We start from the raw sequence: 24,640 nt of genomic DNA on the forward strand, positions 1-24,640 counted from the left end.
TTCGACAACGACAACAGGAGACCACAGCATGAGCGACAGCCCGATCATCGAAAGCCGCGACGGCGGCATCCACCGCCTGCACTTCAACCGCCCGAAGGTTCTCAACGCCATCGACACCGCCACCGCCCAGGCCCTGCTGGCCGCCCTGCGCCGCCTGCAGGACGACCCGGCACTGCGGGTGCTGATCCTCAGCGGCGAAGGCCGCTCATTCATGGCCGGCGGCGACATCGCCCAGTTCCGCGACGACCCGGCAGCGGTGCCGAACACGCTGATCGCGCCGCTCAACGAGAGCATGCAGATCATCGCCAACCTGCGCGCGCCGGTGATCGCCAGCATCCAGGGCCCGGTGGCCGGCGCCGGCATGAGCATGGCGCTGGCCTGCGACCTGGTCGTCGCCGCCGACACCACCCGCTTCAACTTCGCCTACGTCAATCTGGGCACGTGCTGCGACCTCGGCGCCTCGTGGAGCCTGCCGCGCACCGTCGGCCTGCACAAGGCGCTGGAGATCGCGCTGCTGTCCGACCCCATCGACGCCGCCGAAGCCCAGCGCCTGGGCCTGGTGAGCCGCGTCGTGGCGGCCGACCAGCTGACCGCGGAAACCGACAAGCTGGCCCGCCGCCTGGCCGCCGGCGCGCCGATCGCCCAGGGCACCCTCAAGCAGCTGATGCGCCGCTCCATCGAACGGGATTTCGCCGGCCAGTTGGACGCCGAGCGCCAGGGCTTCGCCACCTGCGCGGCCACGGAAGATTTCAAGGAAGGGGTCAACGCCTTCCTCGAAAAGCGCCCGGCCACCTACACCGGCCGCTGAGCCGCCGCCACCCCACGCCTGCCACCGGCCGCACGGGGCGCAACGGGCTTACTCCTCGGCCATCCGCACGATCTCCTCGGTGGCCTTGGAAGTCTGCATCGCCAGCTTGCCGACCTCCTCCGCCACCACCGCGAAGCCCCGCCCGGCCTCGCCGGCGCGGGCCGCCTCGATGCTAGCGTTGAGGGCCAGCAGATTGGTGCGCTTGGAGATGTCGGCGATCACCGCCGACACGTCGAGGATCTGCCGCATGCTGTGGGCCATGCGCTCACGCTGCTCCTTCTGCAGCGCTTCGGCGGCCTTCTCGGCGGAGATGTCACGGAAGGAGCCCACGCAGCGCACCGGCCGCCCCTGCGCGTCGCGCTCGGTACAGGCGCGGCCGCGGAACCAGCCGTAGTCGCCGCCCTTCTTGCGGATGCGGTATTCGGCGACGAAGGGCGTTTTGCCCGTGTGATCGCACAGGTGGCGGTGCAGCGCCGCGCCGACCCAGGACAGGTCTTCCGGGTGGATCACCGCCGTCCACGCGTCCATCTCGTCGGGAAAATCCGCCGTACCGGTGTAGTCCAGCAGGCGCCGCATCTGGTCCGAATAGCGCACCCGGTTGGCCGGATGGGCCGGGTCACCGTCCACAATGCGTACCGTCCACGTCCCTTCGGTCAGTGCGGTGCCGGCCAGGCGGGCGTCGGCCAGTTCGTCCTCCAGCCCAGCCAGACGCTCCTCCAGCTCGATGCGGCTCGCGCCCTCACCGTCGGCGGCACCGCGGGCCACTTCCAGTTTGCCCGCCAGTTCATCACGCTCGGCGTCGAGCAACGCCCCGCTACGCTCCAGCTCCGCAACACGGGCGGTCAGCGCCGCGATCTGCAGCTCCAATGCCCGTTCGCCGGCGCGGATCTTCTCCGCCAGCGTCTGCAGCCGGTGCTGCGTGGCCTCCGGCAGCGCCGCGTCGGCGCCCCCCAGCCAACTGCTCACCCCATCCCTTAGCGCCGCCTCCAGCGCGTGGTCCAGCCTGTTCAAAGTCCTGCGTGCAGAAAGGAACATCTCTCGCTTCTCCTCCGGGTGGAACATCGCGTTCCTTGTTGATATTCGTATCGGGAGTCCGGCGCCGGCCCTGCAGGGGCGGTGGCTGTGGAGCGGTAAGGCTCAGCAAACTGTGGGGGCGAATTCATTCGCCCTCCGCGCGTAGCTTGACCTTCGCGGGCGAATGAATTCGCCCCCACAAGCAGCCTCCCAGACAGCCCCCCCACAGACCGCGCGTGCGGATTGCCCCCGCCCCGGCTCACCAGATCTCGCCGTACGGCCGCAGCTCGTGCAGGAAGCTCCAGGCGCTGCGCGCCTGGTGGGCCAGATGCCAGATCTCGTCGGCGATGGCGGCGGGCTGCATGAAGAAGCTGTCGGGGCGGTCGCCGAATGCGCGGCGGGTCCATGGCACGTCGATCACCGCGTCGATGACCACATAGGCCACGTGCACGCCCTGCGGCCCCAGGTCGCGGGCCATCGCCTCGCACAGCATGCGCTGGGCAGCCTTGGTCGGCGCCAGCCCGGCGAACAGCGCACGGCCGCGCAGCGCGGCGGTGTTGCCGGTGACGACGATGGCGCCGCGACCGGCGGCGACCATGTCCGGCGTCAATGCGCGGGCCAGGTGCAGCAAGGCCATCACGTTCACCTGGAACCCCCGTTCCAGCACCGCCGGGTCGATGTCCATGAAGCGCCCACGGGCACCGGCCACCGCGTTGTGCACCAGCACGGAGGGCACCCCCAGTTCGGCGCGGATGCGCGCCAGCACCGCGTCCACCGCCGCCGTGTCGGTGACGTCGCAGGGATAGGCTCGCGCTTCCGGCAATTCCGCCTCCAGCTCGGCGAGGCGTCCGGCGTCGCGGGCCAGCATCGCCACCCGGTAGCCACCGGCGACGAAACGTCGCACCGTGGCAGCCCCGGTGCCTGGCCCGACGCCGGTCACGACGGCCACCGGCCACACATCGATATTCATGAGAGGGTCTCCCGAACTAGGTTGCAGTGGGCGCGGCACCGCGCTGGTGCAGCAGCAAGCCCAGGCTGATCGCCGCGGCGCCGGCCCAGGCCTGGGCCGGCAGCGCCTCGCCGTTGAACAGGCGACCGAGGAACAGCGCGAACAGCGGCGTCACCACCAGGGTCAGCGCCAGTGCGGCGGCTTCCAGGTGCTTCATCAGGTAGTAGTACAGGGCAAAACCCACCACCGAGCCAAACACCCCCAGGTAGCCGATGGCCAGCACGCTGCGCAGCGGCAGCTCGGCCGGCCACGCAGCCCCGTCCGCCAGCCAGGCCAGGCCGAACAGCGGCAGGGACACCAGCATCACGCCAGCGGTCAGCGCCATCGGCGGCGTCGCCGCGCCGAAGCGCTTGACGCCCACCAGGCCAGCGGCATTGAGCAGCACCGCCAGCAGGATCGCCGCCAGCCCGGCCGGCGCATGGGCCCCGCCGAGGTCCGTGCCGTGGCCGAAGACCACCGCCAGGCCCGCCGCAGCCAGCGCCATGCCGGCCACCCGGCGCGGCGTCAGCGCCCGCTCGCCGAGCCACACGGCGGCGAGCACGCTGGTGACCAGCGGCGACAGGCCGAACAGCACCGAGATCAGCCCCGAATGGACGAACTGGGCGCCCCAATAGACGCACAGCATCGTGCCGAACAGGCTCGTGCCGCCGATCAGGTAGGCCGGCCACACGCCGCGGCGCAGCGGAAAGCCGGCGCCGGTCGCCGCCAGCACCCCCAGCGCACAGGCCAGCCCCACCACCATGCGGGCGAACAGCGCGAACGCGAAGCCGCCACCGGGCAGGCTCCAGTTGATGGCCAGCGGCGTGGTGGACCACAGGATGACGACCGAGATGTAGGCGAGGGGGACGGACATAGGCATCGGGGGCGATAAAGCTCGCCGGCAGTCGGTGATTCAAACTCCGCGGGCGAATGAATTCGCCCCCACAGGAACAACGGGCGCCGGGCCGTGGCCCGCAAGCCCCCTGCCACGGAGGCCTATTCACTCACCCACTACACGAACAACGGAGTCGGGTCACGTAGGGGCGAATTCATTCGCCCGCGACCGGCAACCGGAGCGCCTACAGGTCCAGCACCAGCAGCTTGCCCTTGGCCCTCGAGCAGCACGGCAGGAACTGGTCGTTGGCGGCCTTTTCCTCGTCGGTGAGGTAGTTGTCCCGGTGGTCCACCTCGCCTTCGAGCACGCGGGTCAGGCAGGTGCCGCAGACGCCCTGCTCGCAGGACACCTCGACATTCACCCCGGCCTCGCGCAGCGCCGTGACGACGGTCTTGGTGGGCGGCACGCTGACGCACTTGCCGCTGCTCGCCAGCTTGACCTCGAAACTGCCGTCCGCCGAGGTATCCACCTTCTGGCCGGCGAAGTACTCGAAGTGCACCCGCTCGGCGCTCCACTGGCGGGCCGCCGCGCCCTTGGTGATGAAGTCGATGAAGCCGGACGGCCCGCACACGTACAGGTGGGCCTCCGCGCCGGCGGCCTCCAGCACCGCGCCAAGATCAAGCTTCTGCGCGGCGTCGCCGTCGTCGTAGTGGAAATGCACCTTGTCGGCGAAGGGCGAGCGGCGGATGCGCTCGACGAAGGCCGCCCGGTCGGAGGAACGGGCGCAGTAGTGCATCTCGAAGTCCGCCCCACTCTGGGCCAGGCGCTCGGCCATGCACAGGATGGGCGTCACGCCGATGCCGCCGGCAAACAGGATAGAACGCTTGGCCGGCACCAGCGCAAAGTGATTGCGCGGCGCGCTGATGCGGACCACCTGCCCTTCCTGCAGCAGCTCATGGACGGCCACCGAGCCGCCGCGGGAAACCGGATCGCGCAGCACGCCGATCAGGTAGCGGTGGGATTCGGTAGGGTCATTGCACAGGGAATACTGGCGCACCAGGCCCGGTTTCACTTCCACGTCGATGTGCGAGCCGGCGCTGAAGGGCGGCAAAGCCGCCCCTTCGAGCGGGGCGAGCTCCAGCGACACGATGTCGGTGGCCTCGACGGCCTTGCGGGCGATGCGCACGGAAAGCTGGGTTGTCTCCATTTTCTTTTTTCTCCTGTCTTATGTCGTTCAGGCCTGAGCCTGCAGGCGCTCGCGGATGTCGGCGCGCAGTCGGTCCTTGCGTATCTTGCCCGAGGCGGTGCGCGGGAAGTCGTCCACCACCATCAGGCACTCCGGGTATTTCTGCCGGGCCACGCCGCTGGCGGACACGAAGCCCAGCACCGCGTCGAGGTCGAGCTGCTCGCTGCCAGCCTGGGGAATCACATAGGCGCACAGGGTCTCGCCAAGCCGGGCGTGGGGCATGGACACCACCGCAGCCTCTTTGATGCCCGGCATTCGGTGCAGGATGTCCTCCACCTCCTTGGCGCTGACCTTCTCGCCGCCGCGGTTGATCAGGTCCTTCTTACGGCCGGTGATGACGATCGCCCCTTCCGGCGTCAGGCGGCCCAGATCGCCGGTGGCAAAGAAGCCATCGGCATCGAAGCTCGCCGCGGTGGCTTCCGGATCGCCATAGCCGAGGAACATCGCCGGGCCGCGCACACAGATCTCACCTTCCTGGCCGATCGACAGCGGATGCCCCTCGTCGTCCAGCACGCGCACCTCGTAGTCGGCGATCTGCCCATCGGTGGTAGCGGCCATGTCCATCTCGCCGACGCCGGCGAAGCCCAGCGTGGTCAGCGGCACCTCGCTGGAACCATAGACGCGGAACGCACGGCACTGCTCGAGCACCTCGTAAGCCTTGCAGATCAGCGCCGGCGGCACCTCGGCGCCGCCGCAGGCGAACACCTGCAGGCTGGGCAGGCGCCGCCCGGCCTGCTCGGCGGCGGTCAACAGCTCGTGCAGGAAGGGCGTCGCGCCGACGCTGGCGGTGACCTTCTCGGCATCGATCAGGTCGAGGGCCTCGGCGGCACTCCAGCGCTCCATGAAGACCGTCCGGCTGTCGCTGCAGAAAGGCAGCTCCATGCCGCTCTGGCCGGTCACGTGGGTCACCGGCGAGGCCATAAGCAACACGTTGGCGAGCCCCGGAACCTCCGAGCCCCGTGACCAGCTCTCAAAGGCCCGCTTGAGGCGCAGCGGCCCGGTGTTGTGGGTGTGTAGCACGCCCTTCGGGCGGCCGGTGGTGCCGGAGGTGTACAGGATCATCTTGACTGCGTTGGCGTCCACCTGAGGCCGCTGGCCCAGCAGCAGTCCGGCGCTGACCAGCGCATCGTAGCTGTCAGCGCCGCCGCCGCGCACCGGGAAACGGTGCGCCAGGCCCGGCAACTGCGGAGCCAGGCGTTCCATCATCGCGGCGTAGTCGAAGCCACGGTACTCCACCGGGAAGAAGGCCGCCTTGACGCCCGCGTCGGCGAGCATGAAGGCCACCTCGGCGTCCCGGTAGATCGGCACGATGGGCGCCACGACGAGGCCCAGCATCGTCGTCGCCAAGTCGATGACTACCGCCTCTCGCCAGTTGGGCAGCTGGAAGCTGACCACGTCGCCGGCCACCAGGCCACGGGCCTGCAGCGCGGCGGCCAGCGCCTCGGCCTCGGCGAGCAGTTCGCTGACCGTGCAGCGCTGCTCGCCGAACACGTGGGTGACCCGCTGCGGGTCGCGCCCGGCCAGTTCATAGGCGAAGTCGGCCAGGGTCTTGTTGGGCCAGTCGCCGCTGGCGCTGTAACGTTGGATCAGGGCCTCGTCGAGGCGAACCTGCCAGCCGCTCACGTCCTTGCGCATCGTGTCCTCCTCAGCGGGCCAGCGCGGCGTCGGTGAAGCGCGTGAAATGCGCGTCCCGGTTGCCGAACAGCGCCGCATTGACCATCAGGCGACGGAAATAGTGGCTGACGTCCAGCTCATCGGTGACGCCCAGGCCGCCGTGCATCTGCACCGCCTCGTTGCACACCTTGCGGGCCGCATGGACGATGTAGGCCCGCGCGCCGCTGACGATGCGCGTGCGCTCCAGCGCCGGACCAGCCAGCGCCTGCTGGGCGGCGGACGTCAGCGCGCGGATCTCCTCCTGCAGCAGCAGGCAGTCCACCATGCGGTGCTGCAGGGCCTGGTTGCTGCCGATGACGCGGCCGAACTGCTTGCGCACCTTCAGGTAGTCGTTGGTGATCTCCACCAGCTTGCGCACGATGCCGAGGCTCTCGGCGCACAGAGCCACCGCCGCCTCGTCGCGAGTCTCGGCCAGCGCCGCCGCGGCGGACAGGCCAGATTCCGGCAGCAACAGCTCGGCCGGCGCGCCGTCGAAGCTGAAGCCCGCTGCACCGCGCCCATCCACCAGCCGGTAGCTACGCCGGCTCACGCCAGCCGCGTCGGCAGCAACGCGCAGCACCACCGGCGCGCCGGCGGTATCGCGGGCCGCCACCAGCAACTCACCGGCCACGTCGCCGTGCAGAACGCCCGGCTTGCCGCCGATCAGGCGGCTGCCATCGAAGACGCAGGCGTTACCCGCTTCGTCCTCGTCGGCGAAGGCCAGGATCAGCGAGCCGTCAGCGAGGCGCGGCAGCAGCACCGCCTTCTGACTGGCGCTGCCGAGCTTGAGCAACAGGCCGCTGGCCACCACTGCGCTGGCCAGCACGGGCTCCATCAGCAGGCGGGCGCCGACGATCTCCATGATCGCGCCGACCGCCACCGCGTCGCCGTCCAGCCCGCCGTCGTCCTCGGGCAGGCGCAGGGCCAGGAAGCCGAACTCGGCGAAGTCGCTCCACGCCTGCGGGCTGTAACCCTCAGGGCGCGCCAGCACGCTCCAGCGCTGGTGGAAGCCATAGTTGTCGTCGGCGTAACGGGCGGCGCTGTCGCGCAACATCCCAATGGTTTCGAGATCGGTACTCATAGCCCCAGCACCACCTTGGCAACGATGTTGCGCTGGATCTCCGACGAGCCGCCGAAGATGGTCGCAGCGCGGTTATAGAAATGGTCCTTGAGGATGCCGCCGGCGTCGTCCGGCCCCAGCGGCGGCAGGCCGGCGCTGTGCAGGGCCTCCACATCGAAGGCCACACCGGCGGCGCCGAGGGCTTCCACCAGGGTTTCCATGACTTCCTGGTACAGCTCGGTGCCGCGGATCTTGATGAGCGAGGCTTCGCTGCCGTTCTCGCTGCCGTCGCACATGGCCTCAACGGCCTGATAGGCGGCCAGTTCGAGGGCCAGGAAGCGCAGCTCGAACTCGCCGAGGCGGTTGCGCAACAGCGGCTGTTCGATCAGCGGCAGGCCATTCACAACAGTCTCGCGGGCATGACGCTTGAAGCGGTCCAGCACATGCCAGGCCCAGCCGACAATGGCGCCAGCGGTGCGCTCGTTCTTGAGCAGGAACTTGGCGTAGGTCCAGCCCTTGCCCTCCTCGCCGATCAGGTTCTCGGCCGGCACCTTGACGTCCTCCAGCCACACCTCATTGACGTGGGCGTAGCCGTCCATGGTGCGGATCGGCACGACCTTCACGCCGGGGCTCTTCATGTCGATGAGCAGGAAGGAGATGCCGCTCTGCGGTTTGTCGTCCTTGTCGGTGCGAACCAGGCAGAACAGCCAGTCGGCCCACTGGGCGTAGGTGGTCCATACCTTCTGGCCGTTCACCACGTAGTGATCGCCGTTGCGGATAGCGGTGGTGCGCAGGCCGGCCAGGTCGGAGCCGGCACCCGGTTCCGAATAGCCCTGGGCCCAGAACTCCTCGGTGGTCTTGATGCCGGGCAGGAAGCGCTGCTTCTGGGCCTCGCTGCCGAAGGCGTAGATCACCGGGCCGACGTACTTCACGCCGAAGGGGATCACCCACGGGCAACCGAGGCGCGCCAGCTCGTCCTCGAAGGCAAAGCGCTCGAGGGGCGACCAGCCCTTGCCACCGTATTCCGCCGGCCAATGGGCCACCGACCAGCCCTGCTGGTCGAGCAGGTGCATCCAGCGCACGTAGTCGTCCTTCGACAGCACCTGGTGGCGGTGGGACTTGTCGCGCAGGTCGGCGGGCATCACGGTAGCGTGGAAATCGCGCACCGCCTGGCGCAGGCTGTCGGCCCGCGCCCTCAGTTCGGAAAGCGGAGCCGGGCTCATCGTGCCTCCTCGTCGGAAATCTTGACCAGCTGGACACCCCGGTTCTTACCGTGGAACACCCGGCCGATGGCCTCGACCATCGACTCCAGGCCGTCCAGCACCTCGATCTGGTACTTCAGCGCGCCGGTGGCGACCCATTCCTGCAGGATGCCGACCACCTCGTCGTAACGGTGCAGGTACTCGCTGACCAGAAAGCCCTCCATGCGCGCCGCCTTGTTCACCAGCGTCATCAGCGACGCGGTGTTCTGGGTGACGCCGCCGTTGTAGCTGGACACCAGCCCACACAGCACGACGCGGCCCTTGAAGCGCAGGCGCTCGATGAGCATGTCCATCACCGGGCCGCCGACGTTCTCGTAGACGACGTCGATGCCTTCCGGGCACAGCGCGTCGAGACGCGCGGCGACGTCCTCGGACTTGTAGTCGATGACATGCTCGATGCCGCATTCGTCGCGCAGCCAGCCACACTTCTCGCTGCCGCCGGCGATGCCGACCACCTTCAGGCCGAGCTTCTTGCCGATCTGGCACACCAGGGAGCCGACGCTCCCGGCAGCGGCGGTGACCACCAGGGTCTCGCCGGCCTTCGGACGGCCGATCTCGGTGAGGCCGCAGTAGGCAGTGAGGCCCTGTACGTCGAGCACCGAGCGATAGGCGGCCAGCGGCACGCCCGGCCGCGGGCGGACCTTCTGCAGCTGGCCGGCCGGCGCCACCGACCACACCTGGCAACCGCCGAGGCCATTCACGTAGTCGCCGGGAGCCAGCGACGGATCACGGGACGACTCGACGATGCCGAGGGTGATGCCGGTCATCACCTCGCCGAGAGGCTGCGGCGGGAAGTAGGTTTCCTTCTCGTTCATCCACAGGCGCATGGACGGCGGGATCAGCAGGTACAGGTTGCGCACCCGCACCTCGCCGGGGCCGGGCTCGGGGATCGGCGCACGGGTCACCTCGAAGTGCTCGCGGCCGACCTCACCAGTCGGGCGGCTGGCCAGCCGCCACTGCACGTTGAGGGTATCTAGAGGGGCGTTCACTTGCCGCCTCCCAGCCCGAGGTACTTGTCGAGGGTCTCGTGGTGGTGGCGGATACGGCTTTCCTGGTAGCTGGCCAGACTGACCGTACCCTTCTTGGACGCGCGCAGGCCCTTGGTCATCGCGCCGAGGTTGCGCATGTCCTGGTCGAACACCGGGCCGAGGGCGCCCAGCTCCGCCGCCGCAGAGAAGGGCTGATCGTCCGGCAGGCGGTTGAGCTTGGCCGGCGGCGGCGGCACTTCACCTTCCTTGTGGCGCCACAGCAGCATCACGTCGAAGATGCAGCTTTCGTGGTTGTTGCCGTCGGGGATCACGCGATACACGATGTTGCCGCAGTAGCCGGACCAGATCTGGGTATTCGGGAAGATCGAGTACAGGATGGCGTCCTGCAGTTCGGCCAGCGTGGCGTGAGCCAGGTCGCGGCCCGATGCCTCGCCGAAGATGCGCCGGTTCAGCTCGCCAATGTACTGGCGGGCGGTCTGGCCTTCGGGCAGGGTGTGGGCGCTGCCGTCGGAGTCGGCCATGCGGCCGGATTCCTCGAGAATGTCGTGCAGCACCAGCGGCTCGACGACGCCGCGGGTGTGGGTGCTGGGCACCGCCATCGGGGTGACGCTGCGGCTGATGTTGTCGCCGTACATGTCGTACTGGCTGTCGCAGTCAGCGGTGAAGGTGAGCAGCTGCGGGTGGGTCACGCGGGCGTGCATGGACTCCATGAAGGCTTCCTGGGCCACCTTCCAGTTGGCTTCGACGCGGCGCTGCACGTGGGCGACGATCACCGAGCGCTCGAAGGCGTAGTCGCGGAAGTGCTCGGGCAGCGCGTCCAGGTAGTCGTTCAGCGGCTGGGCATTCTCATCCAGGTTGATGAAGACGAAGCCGAGCCAGCTGTCCACGCGCACCGGCGGCAGGTCGTTGTTGCGCCCTTCCAGGTGCTTGAAATCCCAGGTGCAGGGCATGCTGGCGAGCTTGCCCTTCAGGTCCCACGTAAAGCCGTGGTAGGGGCACTTGAGCTGGCCGACGGTGCCGCCGTTCATGCGCAGCGCGCGGCCGCGGTGCAGGCAGGAATTGTGGAAGGCGCGGATCACGCCATCGTCACCGCGCATCACGATGATGGAGCTGTCGACGATGTCGTACACCAGGTGGTCGCCGGCCTTCGGGATCTGTTCCTCGCGGCCGACGAACTGCCAGGTCTTCGGCCACATCTTTTCCGCTTCAAGACGGTGAAAGGCTGCCGAAGCATAGCGATCGACGGACAGATCCGCGTCGCCGAAGCCCGGGTTGTGGGGGGCCAGGTAGTCGGGCACCGGCACCGTCTCCTGCTTGAGGAGCTGCTGGAAGACACCCGGGTCGCCGCCCTGTTCCTGCGGCAGGATCTCGAATTTTTCGCTGGGCTTGTTCATGTCTCTGTCTCCGTCCGTTTCTCTTTTGTGTGGGGCGGCCGGCTTCAGCCGGCCTGCAGGATGGTCACGGCGCTGACGCCGGGGGCGCCATAGACGTGGGTGTAGCCGAGCCGGGGCGTACCCGGCACTTGCCGCGCGCCGGCCTGGCCGCGCAGCTGCGTGCAGATTTCGATGACCTGGCGCAGGCCCGAAGCGCCCACCGGCTCGCCGTTGGCCAGGCAGCCACCATCGGTGTTGATGGGCAGGCGGCCGTGGATGTCGGTATCGCCGTTCTTCAGCAGGTGGGCCTGCTCGCCGTGTTCGCAGAAGCCGTTCTCGGCGATGTGGATCAGCTCGGAGCCGCTGTCGGTGTCCTGCAGCTGGATCACGTCGATGTCCTGCGGCCCGACACCGGCCAGCTCGAAGGCGGCGCGGGAGGCCATCACCGTCGGCGCCGGGGATTGCTGCGCGGCCAGGCCCGGGTTGAAGACCTCGAAGGAGCCGTGGTGGCGGGTACGCATCACGGCGGCCTTAACGATCACCGGGTTGGCGCTGTATTTACGGGCATGCTTGGCGCTGCACAGCACCAGCGCCGCGCCGCCTTCCGCCGGGTTGCAGAACATGAACTTGCGCAGCGGCAGGTTCACCGGCATCGACCCGGCGATTTCCTCGTAGGACAGCTCGCGGCGGCGCCACGCGTGGGGCGTCAGCGCGCCGTTGCGGAAGGCCCGCTGGGCGATGCGCACCAGCGCGTCCTCGCCGATGCCGTGCTCGTGCATGTAGCGCTGGGTCTTCAGCGCGAAGAACTGGGTGGTCAGCATCAGGCCGGTTTCGCCGTACCAGTCCTCCAGCCCCCAGTCCTTCGGCCTGGGGTTGAAGGCGCCGCGCGGGTGCTTGTCGAAGCCCACCGCAACGCCGATCTCGGCCACGCCGGACTGGATCGCCGCGATCACGCTGGCCAGCGCCGAGCCGCCGGTGGCGCAGCCGTTGGCCACATTCACGAAGGGGATGCCGGTCAGGCCCAGATGGTTCGACAGCGCGTCGGCGTTGCCGCCGTCCTGGCTGCCGCCGTAGGCGACGCCGACGTCCTTCCATTCGATGCCGGCGTCCTTCAGGGCCTCGCGCACCGCGTAGGCGCCCTGCTGCTGGCCGGACAGCGCGTCGGTGCGTCCAAAGGGATGCAGGCCGACGCCGATGATTGCAACTTCATTGTCCATGCGGGGAATCTCCAGGGAATCAGGCGGGGGCGAAGGCGTAGGTGTAGACCGGCTCCTCACCGGGCACCTGGCGGTAGGCCTGCAGGGTCAGGATCATCGGCATGCCGATGGCCAGCAGCGCCGGGTCAGCGACGGTCAGGCGGCTTTCCACCTTCACGCCGGACGGCATCTCCACGTAGCCGACGCCGTAGGGCTTGAAATCCGCCTCGGACTCACCGCCGTTGTAGGGCGCCTTGGGCTGGAAACCCTGGATCGTCCATGACCACAGCTTTCCTTCACTGCCCACGCGGTAGGACTCCATGTCGGTGGTACAGCAGCGCGTGCAGCCATGGCTGGCCGGGAAGTACACCTCGCCGCAGGCGCGACAGCGGCTGCCCAGCAAGGCCGGGCGCCCGCCGGCCAGGTCGAGCAGCTCGGGACAGGCAAGTTTCTTGGGGGTATCCAGCTTCATCGGACCGGCCTCGTGTTGGTATAAAACAATCAATTCTGTTTGTTATAGTACAGGAAAGAAATTGATGGGGACAACAGGGAAATGGATTTCTTTGGTGCGGACGATCCCCGTGGGGGCGAATTCATTCGTCCTCAGTCGGTTGAAGGGAGTCCGCGGGCGAATGAATTCGCCCCTACGGGTTCAGCTGCCTGCGCCAGACGGCACAAAGGGGCCGCGCGGCCCCTTTGTCTTTCTACTGGAAACAGACTTCCTCAGTCCGCCACAACCTTCTTCGCCGCACGCCGCGCCTTGGGCGCCGGCGCGGCGGCAGGCTCGGGTTCCGCAGCCGGCATCGGCGGGATCTTGGTGCCGTGCACGGCCTCGTAGGCTTTCTCGAACTCCATCATCGCCACCGAGGCGAGCAGCTTGTGCAGGCGGTGCAGACGATCGCCCTGCATGTAGGGGGTCGGATTGACGGCGACGCCCTTCAATGAATGGAAGAACAAGTCGCGCAGCACTTCGCCGGTCTGCGGGTAGTCAGCCCAGAACGGGAACCGCTTCAGCATGCTGGCGTTCTTCTTGTCGTCGAGCGCCTTCTCGAGGGGCTGCATGACCCGGGCGAGGTCCTTGTCGGTACGGGCGCCGCGCTGAAGTTCCTGCAAGGCGATGAAGGACGGCCGCGCGTAGTAGTACTTCTGCAGCATCTCGAGGGTATCGAGCATGCTCTCGTAGGTGGCCAGGTCACCTTCCGGCAGGCGGATGCGCCGGCAGGCGTCCTCGTATTCAGCGGCGCGCAGGTCGGTGATGTACTCAGCGGCGGCCTCGAAGACGTCGGCGCGGGACTTGAAGTGGTGGGTCATCGCGCCCCGGGAGACGCCGGCCTTCTGGGCGATCTTCTCGGTGGTGGTCTGGGTGTAGCCGAGCTCGACGAGGCACTGCAGCGTGGCCTCGAGGATCTGGTTGCGGGTGGCCTGGCTCTTCTCGGCCTGCCACGTACCGCCGCTGGCCTTGGAGCGGGCGGCGTCGCGCTTGGGGCGGACGATCTTGCGTACCGGCGGAGCCTCGGGGCTCAGCAAAGATTCCGGTTTGTTTTCTTCAGTCATGTAGGTATCCCCCAGATCCGGGCAGTGGCCGCCGGTCCGGCGTAGTCGTGAAGCGCCAGGGCACGCCGAGGCAAAGTGAAGCGCCCTTTTGCTCTCTGCTGCGCCCCCGGCGGACGCCGGGGGAAAACGCGTGTTATGTATTTATTTCAGCAGGTTTTCCGGCGAGGATTCTACGACAAGCGAACCGAGTGTCCATAGTCGACGGTCAAGACACTGCCGTTCATGTACGACGACGCTTCGCTGGCCAAGAGCAGCAGCGGACCGTCGAGTTCCTCCAGGCGCCCAAGGCGTTTGGCGGGCAGGTGGGCAATCTCCTTCTTGCCGGCCTCCGATTCGTAGAACGGGTTGGTCATCTCGCTCGGGAAGTAGCCCGGCGCGATCGCATTGACGCGGATGCCGTGAGGCAGCAGGTCCAGCGCCATGTAGCGCGTCATGTGGATCAGCGCGCCCTTGGTCGTACCGTAGTTGATGAAGTTGGGATACGCCAGGTGGCCGAGAATGGAGGCGATGTTGATGATCGAGCCGCCCTGCTCAGCGGCGATCAGGCGCTGCGCCACGGCCTGGGTCACGAAGAACGGGCCCGACAGATTCACGTCGAGCACCGAGTTCCACTGCGCCTCGCTCATCTGATGGAACACCGTCGGATCGGTGGCGCCGGCGTTGTTGACCAGGATGTGCGCCGGGTTGCCGAAGCGCTGCTCGATGGCGTCCAGCGCGGCGCCGATGGTGGCCTGGTCGCCGACGTCCATGCGGCAGGCCATGGCCTGGCCGCCGGCGTCACGGATCGCCGCGGCGACCGCCTCGACGCGCTCGACGCGGCGCGCGACGCAGGCCACCTTGGCGCCGGCCGCCGCCAGCACGTGGGCCATGCGTTCACCCAGGCCGGAACCGGCCCCGGTCACCAGGGCGACCCGACCTTCCAGGGAAAAACGTTGCAGGAGCGTTCCTGCCTCAATGTGGGTCGTCATCTTGTTGTCCTTATCGTGGTTTCAGGCCAGCGCCGCCGGATCGGCCAGCGCGTCGGCGATACAGCGGGTGAAGCGAGCCGCGTCGGCACCGTTGATCACCCGGTGGTCGTAACTCAGGGACAAGGGCAGCACCGGCACGCCGACCACTTGCCCCTCCACCAACTTGAGCCGCTCGGCCGTACGGGTGACGCCGAGGATGGCGACTTCCGGCGCATTGATGATCGGCGTAAAGCCGGTGCCACCGAGGTTGCCGAGGGAGCTGATGGTGAAGCAGCCGCCGGACATCTCGGTGATCGGCAGGCCCTTGCCGCGAGCCCGCTCAGCCTTTTCGGCCAGCTCGGCAGCGATCTCCGGGATGCTCTTCTTGTCGCAATCTCGGATGACCGGCACAACGAGGCCGTTGGGCGTTTCCACGGCGATGCCGATGTGGAAGTAGCGCTTCATCACCAGGCCGTCACCGTTCGGCGTCAGCGAAGCGTTGAAGCGCGGGAAGGCCTGCAGCGCCTTCACCGCCGCCTTGACCAGGAAGGCCACCTGGGTAACCTTCACGCCGGACTCGGCGCTGATCGCCTTGCGCGCCGCGTCCAGCCCGGGCAGTTCGGCCTCGTCCTGGTGGAACACGTGGGGGATCTGCGCCCAGTTGCGGGCCAGGAAGGACGCCACCAGCTTCTGGTGGCGCGGCAGCGGCACCGTCTCCACCTCGCCGAACAGGCCGAAGTCCATCACCGGCATCGGCGGCAGGCTGGCCGGCCAGGCCGGCACGGCGGGCGCTTCGGGCTTTGCGCTCATCACACGAGCTCGCCGATGACGGTGCCGACCTCGTAGGTTTCGCCGGCTTCCTTGATGATCTTCAGGGTGCCGTCGGCCGGGGCCTCGACTTCCTGCACGGACTTCTCGCTCTCCATCGTGTACAGCAGCTGGCCTTTCTCTACGGCGCCGCCGTCCGGCACCATCCATTCGGTCAGGATGGCTTCATTGACGGAAAAGCCGAGCTTGGGGAGGATGATTTCGGTTGCCATGGTGTTGTCCTTGTCGGGGTTGGGGGTTGGCTTACTTCAGGGTTTCGCGAATGGCCGCCAGGATGCGTTCGCGGGTCGGCACGAAGGCGGCTTCGAGGGGCTTGGAGAAAGGCACCGGCGAGCGCGCCGCGCCGACCCGCGCCACCGGAGCCTTGAGCTGGCCGAAGAGTTCCTTGTGCAGGCGCGCGGAGATCTCGGCGCCGACGCCGAAGTCCACCTGGGCTTCGTGGGCCACCACCACGCGGCCGGTCTTGCGGGCCGAGGCGAGGATGGTGTCCATGTCCAGCGGGGAGATGGTGCGCAGGTCGATGACATCGGCGGCGATACCTTCCTTGGCCAGTTCCTTGGCCACGCCGATCACGTCGTGGAGGGTCTTGCTGTAGCTGATCAGCGTGATGTCGCTGCCTTCCTGCACGATCCTGGCCTTGCCGATCGGCACCCGCACGCCGGGCTCCGGCGCTTCGCCGGGGACGAAGTACAGCGGCAGGTTCTCGATGAAGATGCACGGGTCGTCGTCGAAGATGCACGACAGCATCAGGCCGTAGGCGTCCGCCGGGGTTGCCGGGGCGACGACCTTCAGGCCGGCGGTGTGGGCGAACCAGGCTTCCAGGTAGTCGGCGTGCTGGCCACCGGTGCCGAAGCCGGCGCCGGTGGTGGTGCGGATCACCAGCGGCACGTGGGTCTGGCCGCCCGTCATGAAGCGCAGCTTGGCGGCGTGGTTGACGATCTGATCCATCGCCACCGTGGTGAAGTTCATCAGCATGATTTCGGCCACCGGACGCAGGCCGGCCAGCGCGCCGCCGACCGCCGCGCCGACGATGGCCTGCTCGGCGATCGGCGTCGATTTGACGCGGCCGGTGCCGAACTTGGTGGACAGGCCGGCGGTGCACTTGAACACCCCGCCGCCTTCCCGGTCGGCGATGTCCTCGCCGAGGACCACCACCGATTCGTCGAGGGCCATGGCGTCATGGAGGGCCAGGTTGATGGCCTGGGCGGAATTCATCTTCTTGGCTGCGGTGCTCATGCTTGGGCTCCCTCGGCAACGACATCCTTGGCGAGTTCGGACACATCGGGATAAGGGCTGGCGAGGGCGTACTCGACGGCCTCTTCGAAGGCGGCGGCGTTGGTGGCCTCGATGTCGGACAGCTGGCCGTCGCTGGCGTGGCCCTGGGCGATCAGCCAGGCACGGAAGCGCGGCAGCGGATCGGCGGCGATGGCGGCAGCCATCTCGTCCTTGGCGATGTAGTGGCTGTCGTCGCCCATCAGGTGGCCGCGGAAGCGGAAGGTGTTGGCTTCCAGCAGGGTCGGGCCTTCGCCGGCGCGGGCACGGGCGACCGCTGCGCTGGCGGCCTGCCACATGGCGACGGCGTCGTTGCCGTCCACCTCGACGCCCGGAATGCCGTAGCCGATGGCCCGGTCGGCGATGGTCGCCGCGCCGGTACCGTATTCGTACTTGGTGTGCTCGGCGTAGCCGTTGTTCTGGCACACGAAGAGCACCGGCAGCTTCCATACTGCGGCCAGATTGAGGGCTTCGTGGAAGGCGCCGATGTTGGACGCGCCGTCGCCGAAGTTGACCACCGTGACCTGGTCGGTGCCCTTGAGTTGCGACGCCCAGGCCAGGCCGTTGGCGATCGGCAGGCCGGCACCGACGATGCCGGTGGTCACCGGCAGGCCGGACGCGACGTGGGTCACGTGCATCGGCCCGCCCTTGCCCTTGCAGGTGCCGGTGGCGCGGCCGAGCAGTTCGGCCACGAAGGGCTTCAGCGGAATGCCCTTGGCGAGCTGGTCGTGGATGCCGCGATAGGTGGTCACCACGTAGTCGCTGGCCTTGAGGTTCACCGAGATCGCCGCCGGGATCAGCTCCTGGCCCCGCGGCGAGTAGTACGGCGAGGCGATCTGGCCGGCCTTGATCAGCTCGATGAAGCGGTCGTCCGCACGCTTGATCAGCGTCGCGATGCGGTAAATGTCCAGCAGGACCGCCTTGCTGGGTTGCTGCGTTTCACTCATGCCCTACCTCTCGATTGGGTTGGTAACGGGGGGCCGTGGAACCGGCGGCTCATCCGGCAAACGGAAAAGAAACCAACAATCCCGTTTGTTTTTTTGCAGTATATCGGCAGTGATCAGGGGGCACAAGGGGATCCGAAAGAGGTTTTTCGGTGCGGCCATCGATCCCTGTCACGGGCGGATTTCCAGCGTTGCACGCCGGCGGGCGAATGAATTCGCCCCCACAGGGGAAGGCCCGGCCCCCATCGCACCGCACCAGAAAGCCCAGTCCCAGCACCGGCTTCGGCTTCGGCTTCGGCTTCGGCTTCGGCTTCGGCTCCAGGCTCGCGCTCCGGCACCTGTAGGGGCGAATTCATTCGCCCGCCCCTGCCATCCCCCAACTCATACCCGACGCCCGCTCACCCCTCCAGATACGTATCCAGCGTCCGGTGGTGCGCGCGGATGCGCAGTTCCTGGTAGCTGGCCAGCGTCACCACGCCGGTCAGCGAGGACTTCAGGCCGCGGGTCATGTGCGGCAGGTTGCGCATATCCTGGTCGAGCACCGGGCCCAGCGCGCCGAGTTCCGGCGCCGCGCTGAAGGGCTCGTCGTCCTTCAGCCAATGCACCGCGGGCGCCGCCTGCTTGGCCTCACCGGCCTTGTGGCGGCCGAGGACCATCACGTCGTAGATGCAGCTCTCCGGGTTGTTGCCGTCCGGCATGGCCCGGTAGACGATGTTGCCGAAGTAGCCGGCCCAGATCTGGAAGTGCGGGAACACCGAATACAGGATCGCGTCCTGCAGTTCGGCCAGCGTGACGTGGGACAGGTCGCGGCCGGTGGCCTCGGCGTAGGCGGCGCGGTTCATTTCGCCGACGTACTGGCGCGCCGTCATGCCGTCCGGCAGGCGGTGGGCATCGCCATTGGCGTCCGCCATGCGGCCCGACGCGGCGATGCAGTCGCGCATCACTTCGGCCTGGCTGACCCCCTCCAGGTTGGGGCTGGCGATGGACATCGGCGTGATGCAGCGGGCGATGTTGGGGCCGAACACGTCGTACTGGCTGTCCACGTCGTCGGTGAAGGTCATGATGTGCGGGTGGGTGGCGCGCACGTGAAAGGATTCGAAGAAGGCTTCCTGGGCCAGCTTCCAGTTACAGGGGATGCGCTTGCGCACGTGCAACAGCGTGGTGGCGTGCTCCAGGTCGTAGTCGGCACAGTGATCCGGTACCACGCCCAGCCAGTCGGCGAGCGGCGCGGCGTTCTGGTCGAAGTTGATGAAGATGAAGCCGGCCCAGCTCTCCACGCGGACCTGCGGCAGGTCCTGGCGCGCCTCCCCGAGATGCTTGAAATCCCAGGCACACGGCAGGCTCTTCATACGCCCGGCGAGGTCCCAGGTGAAGCCGTGGAAGGGGCAGCGCAGACTCTTCACATGGCCACCTTCGGTGCGCAGTGCGATGCCCCGATGCAGGCAGGAATTGGCGAAGGCGCGCACCTGGCCGTCCTTGCCGCGCATGACGATCAGCGAGCGCTCACCGATGTCGTGCACCACGTGGTCGCCCGGATTGGGGATCGCCTCGTCGCGGGCCACGAACTGCCACACCCGCGGCCACATCTTCTCCATCTCCTGGCGGTGGAAGTCCGGCGAGAAGTAGCGTTCGACCGCCAGGTCCGCGTCGCCGAACCCGGGCGCCGGGGCCGGGCGCAGGAAATCGGGCACCGGCACCGTCTCCTCGGCAAGCAGACGCTGGAAGGTAGCCGGATCGCCAAGGTTGTCGGGCGGCAGATAGGTATGCGGCAGTGCGGGTGCATTCATTGTCAGTCTCCTCCTGAGCCTGGCGGCAGCGGGCCACCGGCGGGTTTATTGGCTGGATCGCCACCCGGCCGGGGCCGGCAGCGGCGATGGAGGGATTCTGCCGGGCCCCGAAAACCCCACCTTGATTACGGTCAACAAACGAACATATTTGTTTGTTTTGTTAAATGGCGCACCAGCTTGGCAGCGCGGCCACCACTTTCTATGCTGTGTGCTCCGATCATTGTTTCCGCACCAGACCCGGCCCATGGACAACCCCTTCGTCGCCCAGGCGGCACTCGCCCTGCTGGCCGACAACCCCCGTGACGCGCTGCGCATTGCCCGCATGGGCCTGAGCCTGTGCAACGACGAGCCGGCGCTGCTGGAGATCGCTGCCGACAGCGCCAGCCAGCTCGACCAGGACACCGACGCCGCCCGTTACTGGCAGCGCCTCGGCGAGCTCGTGCCGGACCATTCCCAGGCCTGGAACGGCCTCGGCATCGCGCTGCAGCGCCTCGGCGCCGTCGATGAAGCGGAAGCGGCCTGGCGCCGGGCCCTCGCGCTGCTGCCGGACGATGCCAACCTGCACACCAACCTGGGCCTGCTGCTGGCCGAACGCGGCGCGCTGGCTGAGGCAGAACAGCACCAGCGCCGCGCCGTGGCCCTCGCGCCGGACTCCGCGCCCATCCTCACCAACCTCGGCGACCTGCTCGCCCACGACAGCCCGGAGGAAGCCCTCGCCAGCTACCACACGGCCCTCGTCCACGACGCCGGCTTCGCCACCGCCCACTGCAACCTGGGCGTGCTGCTCGCCGACCAGGGGCAGGCCACGGCCGCCGAAGCGGCCTTCCGCCAGGCCCTCGCGCTGCGGCCGGATTTTCCCCAGTGCCGGGTAAACCTGGCCCAGCTCCTGCTGCGCCAGGGCCGCTTCGACGAAGGCTGGGCCCTGCACGAAAGCCGGCTGGCGCTTGCCTGGCGACGGGGCGAAGTCCCTGCCCCCCACACAACACCTCCCCAATGGCAGGGCGAGTCCCTGCGCGGTCGTTCGATCATCGTGCTGCCCGAACAGGGCTACGGCGACGACATCCAGTTCTGCCGCTACGTCCCGTGGCTGAAGTCGCTCGGCGCCGCGCGGGTCACGCTGGCCTGCCGCCCCGGGCTGACCGCGCTGATGCACACCCTCGCCGGCGCCGACCAGGTGATCGATGCGGACGAGGGCCAGGCGCAGCTGCCGCAACATGACTACTGGACCGTGGCCCTGAGCCTGCCCCTGCGTGCCGGCACCACCTGGGACAGCATTCCGGCCCCGGTGCCCTACCTGCATCCGGACCCAGCCCGCCAGCGCCGGCTGCAAGCCCTGCTGGAGGCCGACGCCCCCGCCGGCACACTGCGGGTCGGCCTGGTCTGGCGCGGCAATCCCCGCCATGCCAACGACCGGGCGCGCTCCCTGCCGGGCCTGGCAACCCTCGCCCCCTTGTGGGCCGTGCCGGGCGTCCACTTCTTCAGCGTGCAGAAGCCCTCTCCCGCCAGCCTGGCAGTCGCGCCGCCGCCGGGCCAGCCGCTCGTCGACCTCGCCCCGCAGCTCGGCGACTTCGCCGACACCGCCGCCCTGATTGCGGGCCTCGACCTGGTGATCAGCGTGGACACCGCCGTGGCCCACCTGGCCGGCGCCCTCGGCCGCCGCTGCTGGGTCCTGCTCCCGGCCCGCAAGGCCGACTGGCGCTGGCCGGAAGGCCGGACGGACAGCCCCTGGTATCCGGACCTGCGCCTTTTCCGTCAGACCAGGCACGACGACTGGAGCGCCGTTGTGGCATCCGTCGCGAAAGCACTGGAAGAATTGCGGGCTAAGTGAAAAACGGGATTGCAGTTTCCCGCCACGCTGACGATGATGCGGGGACCGATCGACCCGCCTTCCGTAGCGAGAACTTCATGCCGCGCCTTCCCGCCGACCGAGGCCAGCACATTCCGAGGATCGTCGGGATCTACACGGTCTTTGCCTCCCTGTGGATCCTGCTGTCCGACAAGGCGGTCGAACTGCTGTTCACCACCCCGGCCCAGATGACCGCCGCCAGCATCGCCAAGGGCTGGGTCTTCGTGGCGGTCACCGCCCTGCTGCTGTACGTACTGATGCGGCGGGCCTGGCTGCGCGCCGAGAACGAACGTGCCGAACGCCTGCGCACCCTGAACCTGCTCGGCGCCATTGCCGACGGTTCGGACGACGCCATCTTCGCCAAGGACCTGGATGGGCGCTACCTGCTCGCCAACCGGGCCAGCTGCCGCTTCGTCGGCAAGCGCGAAGACGAGGTGATCGGCCATGATGACCACGCCTTTTTTCCGCCGGCCCAGGCCGACATGCTGCACGCCATCGACCGGCAGATCGTCGCCTCCGGCGAGACCCAGACCCACGAGGAGATCCTCGATACGCTCGGCGGTAGCCGCGTCTTCCAGGCCACCAAGGGCCCCCTCAAGGACAGCCAGGGCCGGACCATCGGCATCTTCGGGATTGCCCGCGACATCACCGAACGCCAGCACACCGCGACGACGATCCGCCAGCTGAACGCCGAACTGACCGCCACCCTGCAGGCGATCCCCGACCTGCTCTTCGACATGGACGCCCAGGGCGTCTATCGGGGCATCTGGGCCCAGAACGCCGAACTGCTGGCCGATCAGGAAAGCCGCCTGCTCGGCCGCAGCGTCAGCGAGGTGCTCCCAGCCGATGCCGCCGAAGGCGTGCTGGCGGCGATCCGCGAGGCCGCCGCCAAGGGCCACGCCTACGGCCAGGTGGTCCGCCTCGGGCGTGGCCGGGACGCCAAATGGTTCGAGCTGTCGGTCACCCGCAAGGGCTGCGACGGCGGCCCCGCCGCACGCTTCATGATCCTGTCCCGCGACATCACCGAGCGCTACCAAGCCGAAGCGGCGCTGATGGAGCGGGACTTCAAGCTCGGCGCGATCATCCGCCACTCCCCGTCGCCGCTCACCCTCAAGACGCCGGACGGCCGCTACGCGCTGGCCAACCCCAATTTCCAGGAGATTCACGGCCTCGGCGAGGACGAGGTGATCGGCAAGACCGATTTCGACCTTTTTCCGGCGGAAACCGCCCGGAGCTTCCAGGCCAACGATGCGCGCGTGCTGGAAAGCCTGCAGTGCCACGTCATCGAGGAGAGCATGCTGGTGGACGGCCAGCCGCACACCTTCATGTCGCACATTTTCCCGATCCTCGACGCCTCGGGCGCAGCGCGCTTCGTGTGCCGCATCGCGCTGGACATCACCGAGCGCAAGAAGGTCGAGGAAGAGCTGCGCAAGCTGGCCCAGGCGGTGGAGCAAAGCCCCGAGAACATCTTCATCACCGACCTCGAGGCCCGGATCGAGTACGTGAACGAAGCCTTTGTGCGCAACACCGGCTACAGCCGCGAGGAGGTGCTGCAGCAGAATCCGCGCTTCCTGCGCTCGGGCCGCACACCCACCGCCACCTTCCGCGCCCTGTGGCAGACCCTCGTACAGGGCGAGGCCTGGAAGGGCGAGCTGTTCAACCGCCGCAAGGACGGCAGCGACTACACCGCCCTGTCCATCATCACCCCGATCCGCCAGGCCGACGGCCGCATCAGCCATTACGTGGCGGTACAGGAAGACATTACCGAGAGGCAGCGCACCCAGGAAGAACTCGACCGCTACCGCCACCACCTGGAAGAGCTGGTCGCCACCCGCACCCTCGAACTGGCCGACGCGACCGCCGCCGCCGAGGCCGCCAACATCGCCAAGAGCGCCTTCCTGGCCAACATGAGCCACGAGATCCGCACTCCGCTGAGCGGCATCATCGGCATGGCCCACCTGATGCGCCGCAGCACGGTCAGCGAGCGCCAGGCCGAACAGCTCGACAAGATCGAAGCCTCCGGCAAGCATCTGCTGCAGATCATCAACGACATCCTCGACCTGTCGAAGATCGAAGCCGGCAAGCTGACGCTCAATGAGCGGGATTTCACCCTGCGCGAAATGCTCGACGCCACCCTGGCGGTCACCAGCGACGCGGTGGCCGCGAAGGGCCTGCAGCTGCGCACCGATGTCGCGAGCCTGCCGCCCGTCCTGCATGGCGACCCGACCCGCCTGTCCCAGGCCCTGGTCAATTACATCGGCAACGCGCTGAAGTTCACCGAGCACGGCGCGATCACCCTGCACGGCCGCCTGTTGGCCGAGGACGACACCGGCTACCTGCTGCGCTTCGAGGTCAGCGACACCGGCATCGGCATGTCGACGGAGCAGCAGGCCCACCTCTTCGAGGCCTTCGAGCAGGCCGACAACTCCACCACCCGCAAGTACGGCGGCACCGGCCTCGGGCTGGCGATCACCCGCCACATCGCCCAGCTGATGGGGGGCGAGGTCGGCGTACGCAGCGCAGCGGGGGCCGGCAGCACCTTCTGGCTGAGCGGCCACTTCGGCAAGCCGCTCAACCCGCCGCCCCCGGCCGCCCCCGCCGCCGACGAGCGCCCGGAAACCGTGCTCGGCCGGGACCACGCCGGGGCCCGCATCCTGCTCGTCGAGGACAACCCGGTGAACCAGGAGGTCGCCCTGCTGCTGCTCAGCGACGCCGGCCTGGGTTGCGACCTGGCGACGGACGGCGGAGAAGCCCTGCGCCTGGCCGGCGAGCGGGACTACGCGCTGATCCTGATGGACATCCAGATGCCGGTGATGGACGGCCTGCAGGCCACCCGGGAGATCCGCCGCCTGCCCGGCCGCGCCGACGTTCCGATCCTGGCCCTGACCGCCAACGCCTTCGCCGAAGACCGGGAGAACTGCCTGGCCGCCGGCATGAACGACTTCATCGCGAAACCCTTTGAACCCGAAGTCCTGTACACCACCCTCCTCAAGTGGCTGACGAAGCCCGGCGAGGGCTGACGGAGCGTCCCCCTTGCC

At 68.2% G+C, this 24,640-nt stretch carries 21 protein-coding genes; 3 read left to right on the forward strand and 18 right to left on the reverse strand.

Features of this window, described 5'->3' with window-relative positions:
• Positions 1 to 28 precede the first annotated feature (28 nt).
• Complete coding sequence (locus ACE3RX_RS00470; protein ID WP_374479167.1) at positions 29 to 808, forward strand: enoyl-CoA hydratase/isomerase family protein; 780 nt, start codon at positions 29 to 31, stop codon at positions 806 to 808.
• 48 nt (positions 809 to 856) lie between these two features.
• On the opposite strand, the gene ACE3RX_RS00475 is transcribed toward ACE3RX_RS00470, so the two are convergent.
• From ACE3RX_RS00475 to ACE3RX_RS00560, 18 genes are all read right to left on the reverse strand, one after another.
• Positions 857 to 1,843: a methyl-accepting chemotaxis protein gene (locus ACE3RX_RS00475; protein ID WP_374479169.1), complete on the reverse strand. Its 987-nt coding sequence runs from the start codon at positions 1,841 to 1,843 to the stop codon at positions 857 to 859.
• 238 nt (positions 1,844 to 2,081) lie between these two features.
• Positions 2,082 to 2,792 carry an SDR family NAD(P)-dependent oxidoreductase gene (locus tag ACE3RX_RS00480; RefSeq protein ID WP_374479171.1) on the reverse strand — a complete coding sequence of 237 codons (711 nt, stop codon included), beginning with the start codon at positions 2,790 to 2,792 and terminating at the stop codon, positions 2,082 to 2,084.
• Positions 2,793 to 2,808: 16 nt separating this feature from the next.
• Entirely contained in the window at positions 2,809 to 3,684 is an 876-nt protein-coding gene (locus ACE3RX_RS00485; RefSeq protein WP_374479173.1) for a DMT family transporter, read from the reverse strand.
• A 205-nt stretch (positions 3,685 to 3,889) separates the two neighbouring features.
• A complete protein-coding gene (locus tag ACE3RX_RS00490) occupies positions 3,890 to 4,852 on the reverse strand; it encodes a 2Fe-2S iron-sulfur cluster-binding protein (protein ID WP_374479175.1) in 963 nt (320 codons plus the stop codon).
• Between the two features lie 27 nt (positions 4,853 to 4,879).
• Positions 4,880 to 6,526 (reverse strand): AMP-binding protein, encoded by a 1,647-nt coding sequence (locus tag ACE3RX_RS00495; RefSeq protein WP_374479177.1) that lies wholly within the window; start codon positions 6,524 to 6,526, stop codon positions 4,880 to 4,882.
• A gap of 10 nt (positions 6,527 to 6,536) precedes the next feature.
• On the reverse strand, positions 6,537 to 7,625 hold the full coding sequence (locus ACE3RX_RS00500) for an acyl-CoA dehydrogenase family protein (RefSeq protein ID WP_374479179.1): 1,089 nt from the start codon (positions 7,623 to 7,625) through the stop codon (positions 6,537 to 6,539).
• Positions 7,622 to 8,827: an acyl-CoA dehydrogenase family protein gene (locus ACE3RX_RS00505; RefSeq protein WP_374479182.1), complete on the reverse strand. Its 1,206-nt coding sequence runs from the start codon at positions 8,825 to 8,827 to the stop codon at positions 7,622 to 7,624. Before ACE3RX_RS00505 ends, ACE3RX_RS00500 begins: the two co-directional genes overlap by 4 nt.
• Positions 8,824 to 9,855, reverse strand: coding sequence for an NADP-dependent oxidoreductase (locus ACE3RX_RS00510; RefSeq protein WP_374479184.1), 1,032 nt, complete (start codon positions 9,853 to 9,855; stop codon positions 8,824 to 8,826). The genes ACE3RX_RS00505 and ACE3RX_RS00510 overlap by 4 nt, the downstream gene beginning before the upstream one ends.
• Positions 9,852 to 11,249, reverse strand: a complete 1,398-nt coding sequence (locus ACE3RX_RS00515; protein WP_374479186.1) for an SRPBCC family protein — start codon at positions 11,247 to 11,249, stop codon at positions 9,852 to 9,854. Before ACE3RX_RS00515 ends, ACE3RX_RS00510 begins: the two co-directional genes overlap by 4 nt.
• 44 nt (positions 11,250 to 11,293) lie before the next feature.
• Positions 11,294 to 12,445, reverse strand: a complete 1,152-nt coding sequence (locus tag ACE3RX_RS00520) for a thiolase family protein (protein ID WP_374479188.1) — start codon at positions 12,443 to 12,445, stop codon at positions 11,294 to 11,296.
• Positions 12,446 to 12,464: 19 nt separating this feature from the next.
• Entirely contained in the window at positions 12,465 to 12,896 is a 432-nt protein-coding gene (locus tag ACE3RX_RS00525; RefSeq protein ID WP_374479190.1) for a Zn-ribbon domain-containing OB-fold protein, read from the reverse strand.
• A gap of 251 nt (positions 12,897 to 13,147) precedes the next feature.
• Entirely contained in the window at positions 13,148 to 13,978 is an 831-nt protein-coding gene (locus ACE3RX_RS00530; protein WP_374479192.1) for a TetR/AcrR family transcriptional regulator, read from the reverse strand.
• 170 nt (positions 13,979 to 14,148) lie between these two features.
• Positions 14,149 to 14,946, reverse strand: a complete 798-nt coding sequence (locus ACE3RX_RS00535; protein WP_374479194.1) for an SDR family NAD(P)-dependent oxidoreductase — start codon at positions 14,944 to 14,946, stop codon at positions 14,149 to 14,151.
• A 21-nt stretch (positions 14,947 to 14,967) separates the two neighbouring features.
• Positions 14,968 to 15,735, reverse strand: coding sequence for a 2-oxo acid dehydrogenase subunit E2 (locus tag ACE3RX_RS00540; RefSeq protein WP_374479196.1), 768 nt, complete (start codon positions 15,733 to 15,735; stop codon positions 14,968 to 14,970).
• Positions 15,735 to 15,965: a biotin/lipoyl-containing protein gene (locus ACE3RX_RS00545; protein WP_374479198.1), complete on the reverse strand. Its 231-nt coding sequence runs from the start codon at positions 15,963 to 15,965 to the stop codon at positions 15,735 to 15,737. Before ACE3RX_RS00545 ends, ACE3RX_RS00540 begins: the two co-directional genes overlap by 1 nt.
• Positions 15,966 to 15,996: 31 nt before the next feature.
• Positions 15,997 to 16,989 carry an alpha-ketoacid dehydrogenase subunit beta gene (locus tag ACE3RX_RS00550; RefSeq protein WP_374479200.1) on the reverse strand — a complete coding sequence of 331 codons (993 nt, stop codon included), beginning with the start codon at positions 16,987 to 16,989 and terminating at the stop codon, positions 15,997 to 15,999.
• The gene (locus tag ACE3RX_RS00555) at positions 16,986 to 17,972 is read right to left on the reverse strand and encodes a thiamine pyrophosphate-dependent dehydrogenase E1 component subunit alpha (protein WP_079435212.1); all 987 of its coding nucleotides are present in this window, start codon (positions 17,970 to 17,972) and stop codon (positions 16,986 to 16,988) included. Before ACE3RX_RS00555 ends, ACE3RX_RS00550 begins: the two co-directional genes overlap by 4 nt.
• Positions 17,973 to 18,367: 395 nt before the next feature.
• Positions 18,368 to 19,756: an SRPBCC family protein gene (locus ACE3RX_RS00560; RefSeq protein WP_374479202.1), complete on the reverse strand. Its 1,389-nt coding sequence runs from the start codon at positions 19,754 to 19,756 to the stop codon at positions 18,368 to 18,370.
• Positions 19,757 to 20,000: 244 nt separating this feature from the next.
• On the opposite strand from ACE3RX_RS00560, the gene ACE3RX_RS00565 reads away from it, so the two are divergent.
• Positions 20,001 to 21,584, forward strand: coding sequence for a tetratricopeptide repeat protein (locus ACE3RX_RS00565; RefSeq protein WP_374479204.1), 1,584 nt, complete (start codon positions 20,001 to 20,003; stop codon positions 21,582 to 21,584).
• A gap of 77 nt (positions 21,585 to 21,661) precedes the next feature.
• Positions 21,662 to 24,622 (forward strand): PAS domain-containing protein, encoded by a 2,961-nt coding sequence (locus tag ACE3RX_RS00570; protein ID WP_374479206.1) that lies wholly within the window; start codon positions 21,662 to 21,664, stop codon positions 24,620 to 24,622.
• The last annotated feature ends 18 nt before the right edge of the window (positions 24,623 to 24,640 follow it).

Source organism: Zoogloea sp. (assembly GCF_041914405.1).
In the GTDB taxonomy this organism is placed as follows: domain Bacteria; phylum Pseudomonadota; class Gammaproteobacteria; order Burkholderiales; family Rhodocyclaceae; genus Zoogloea.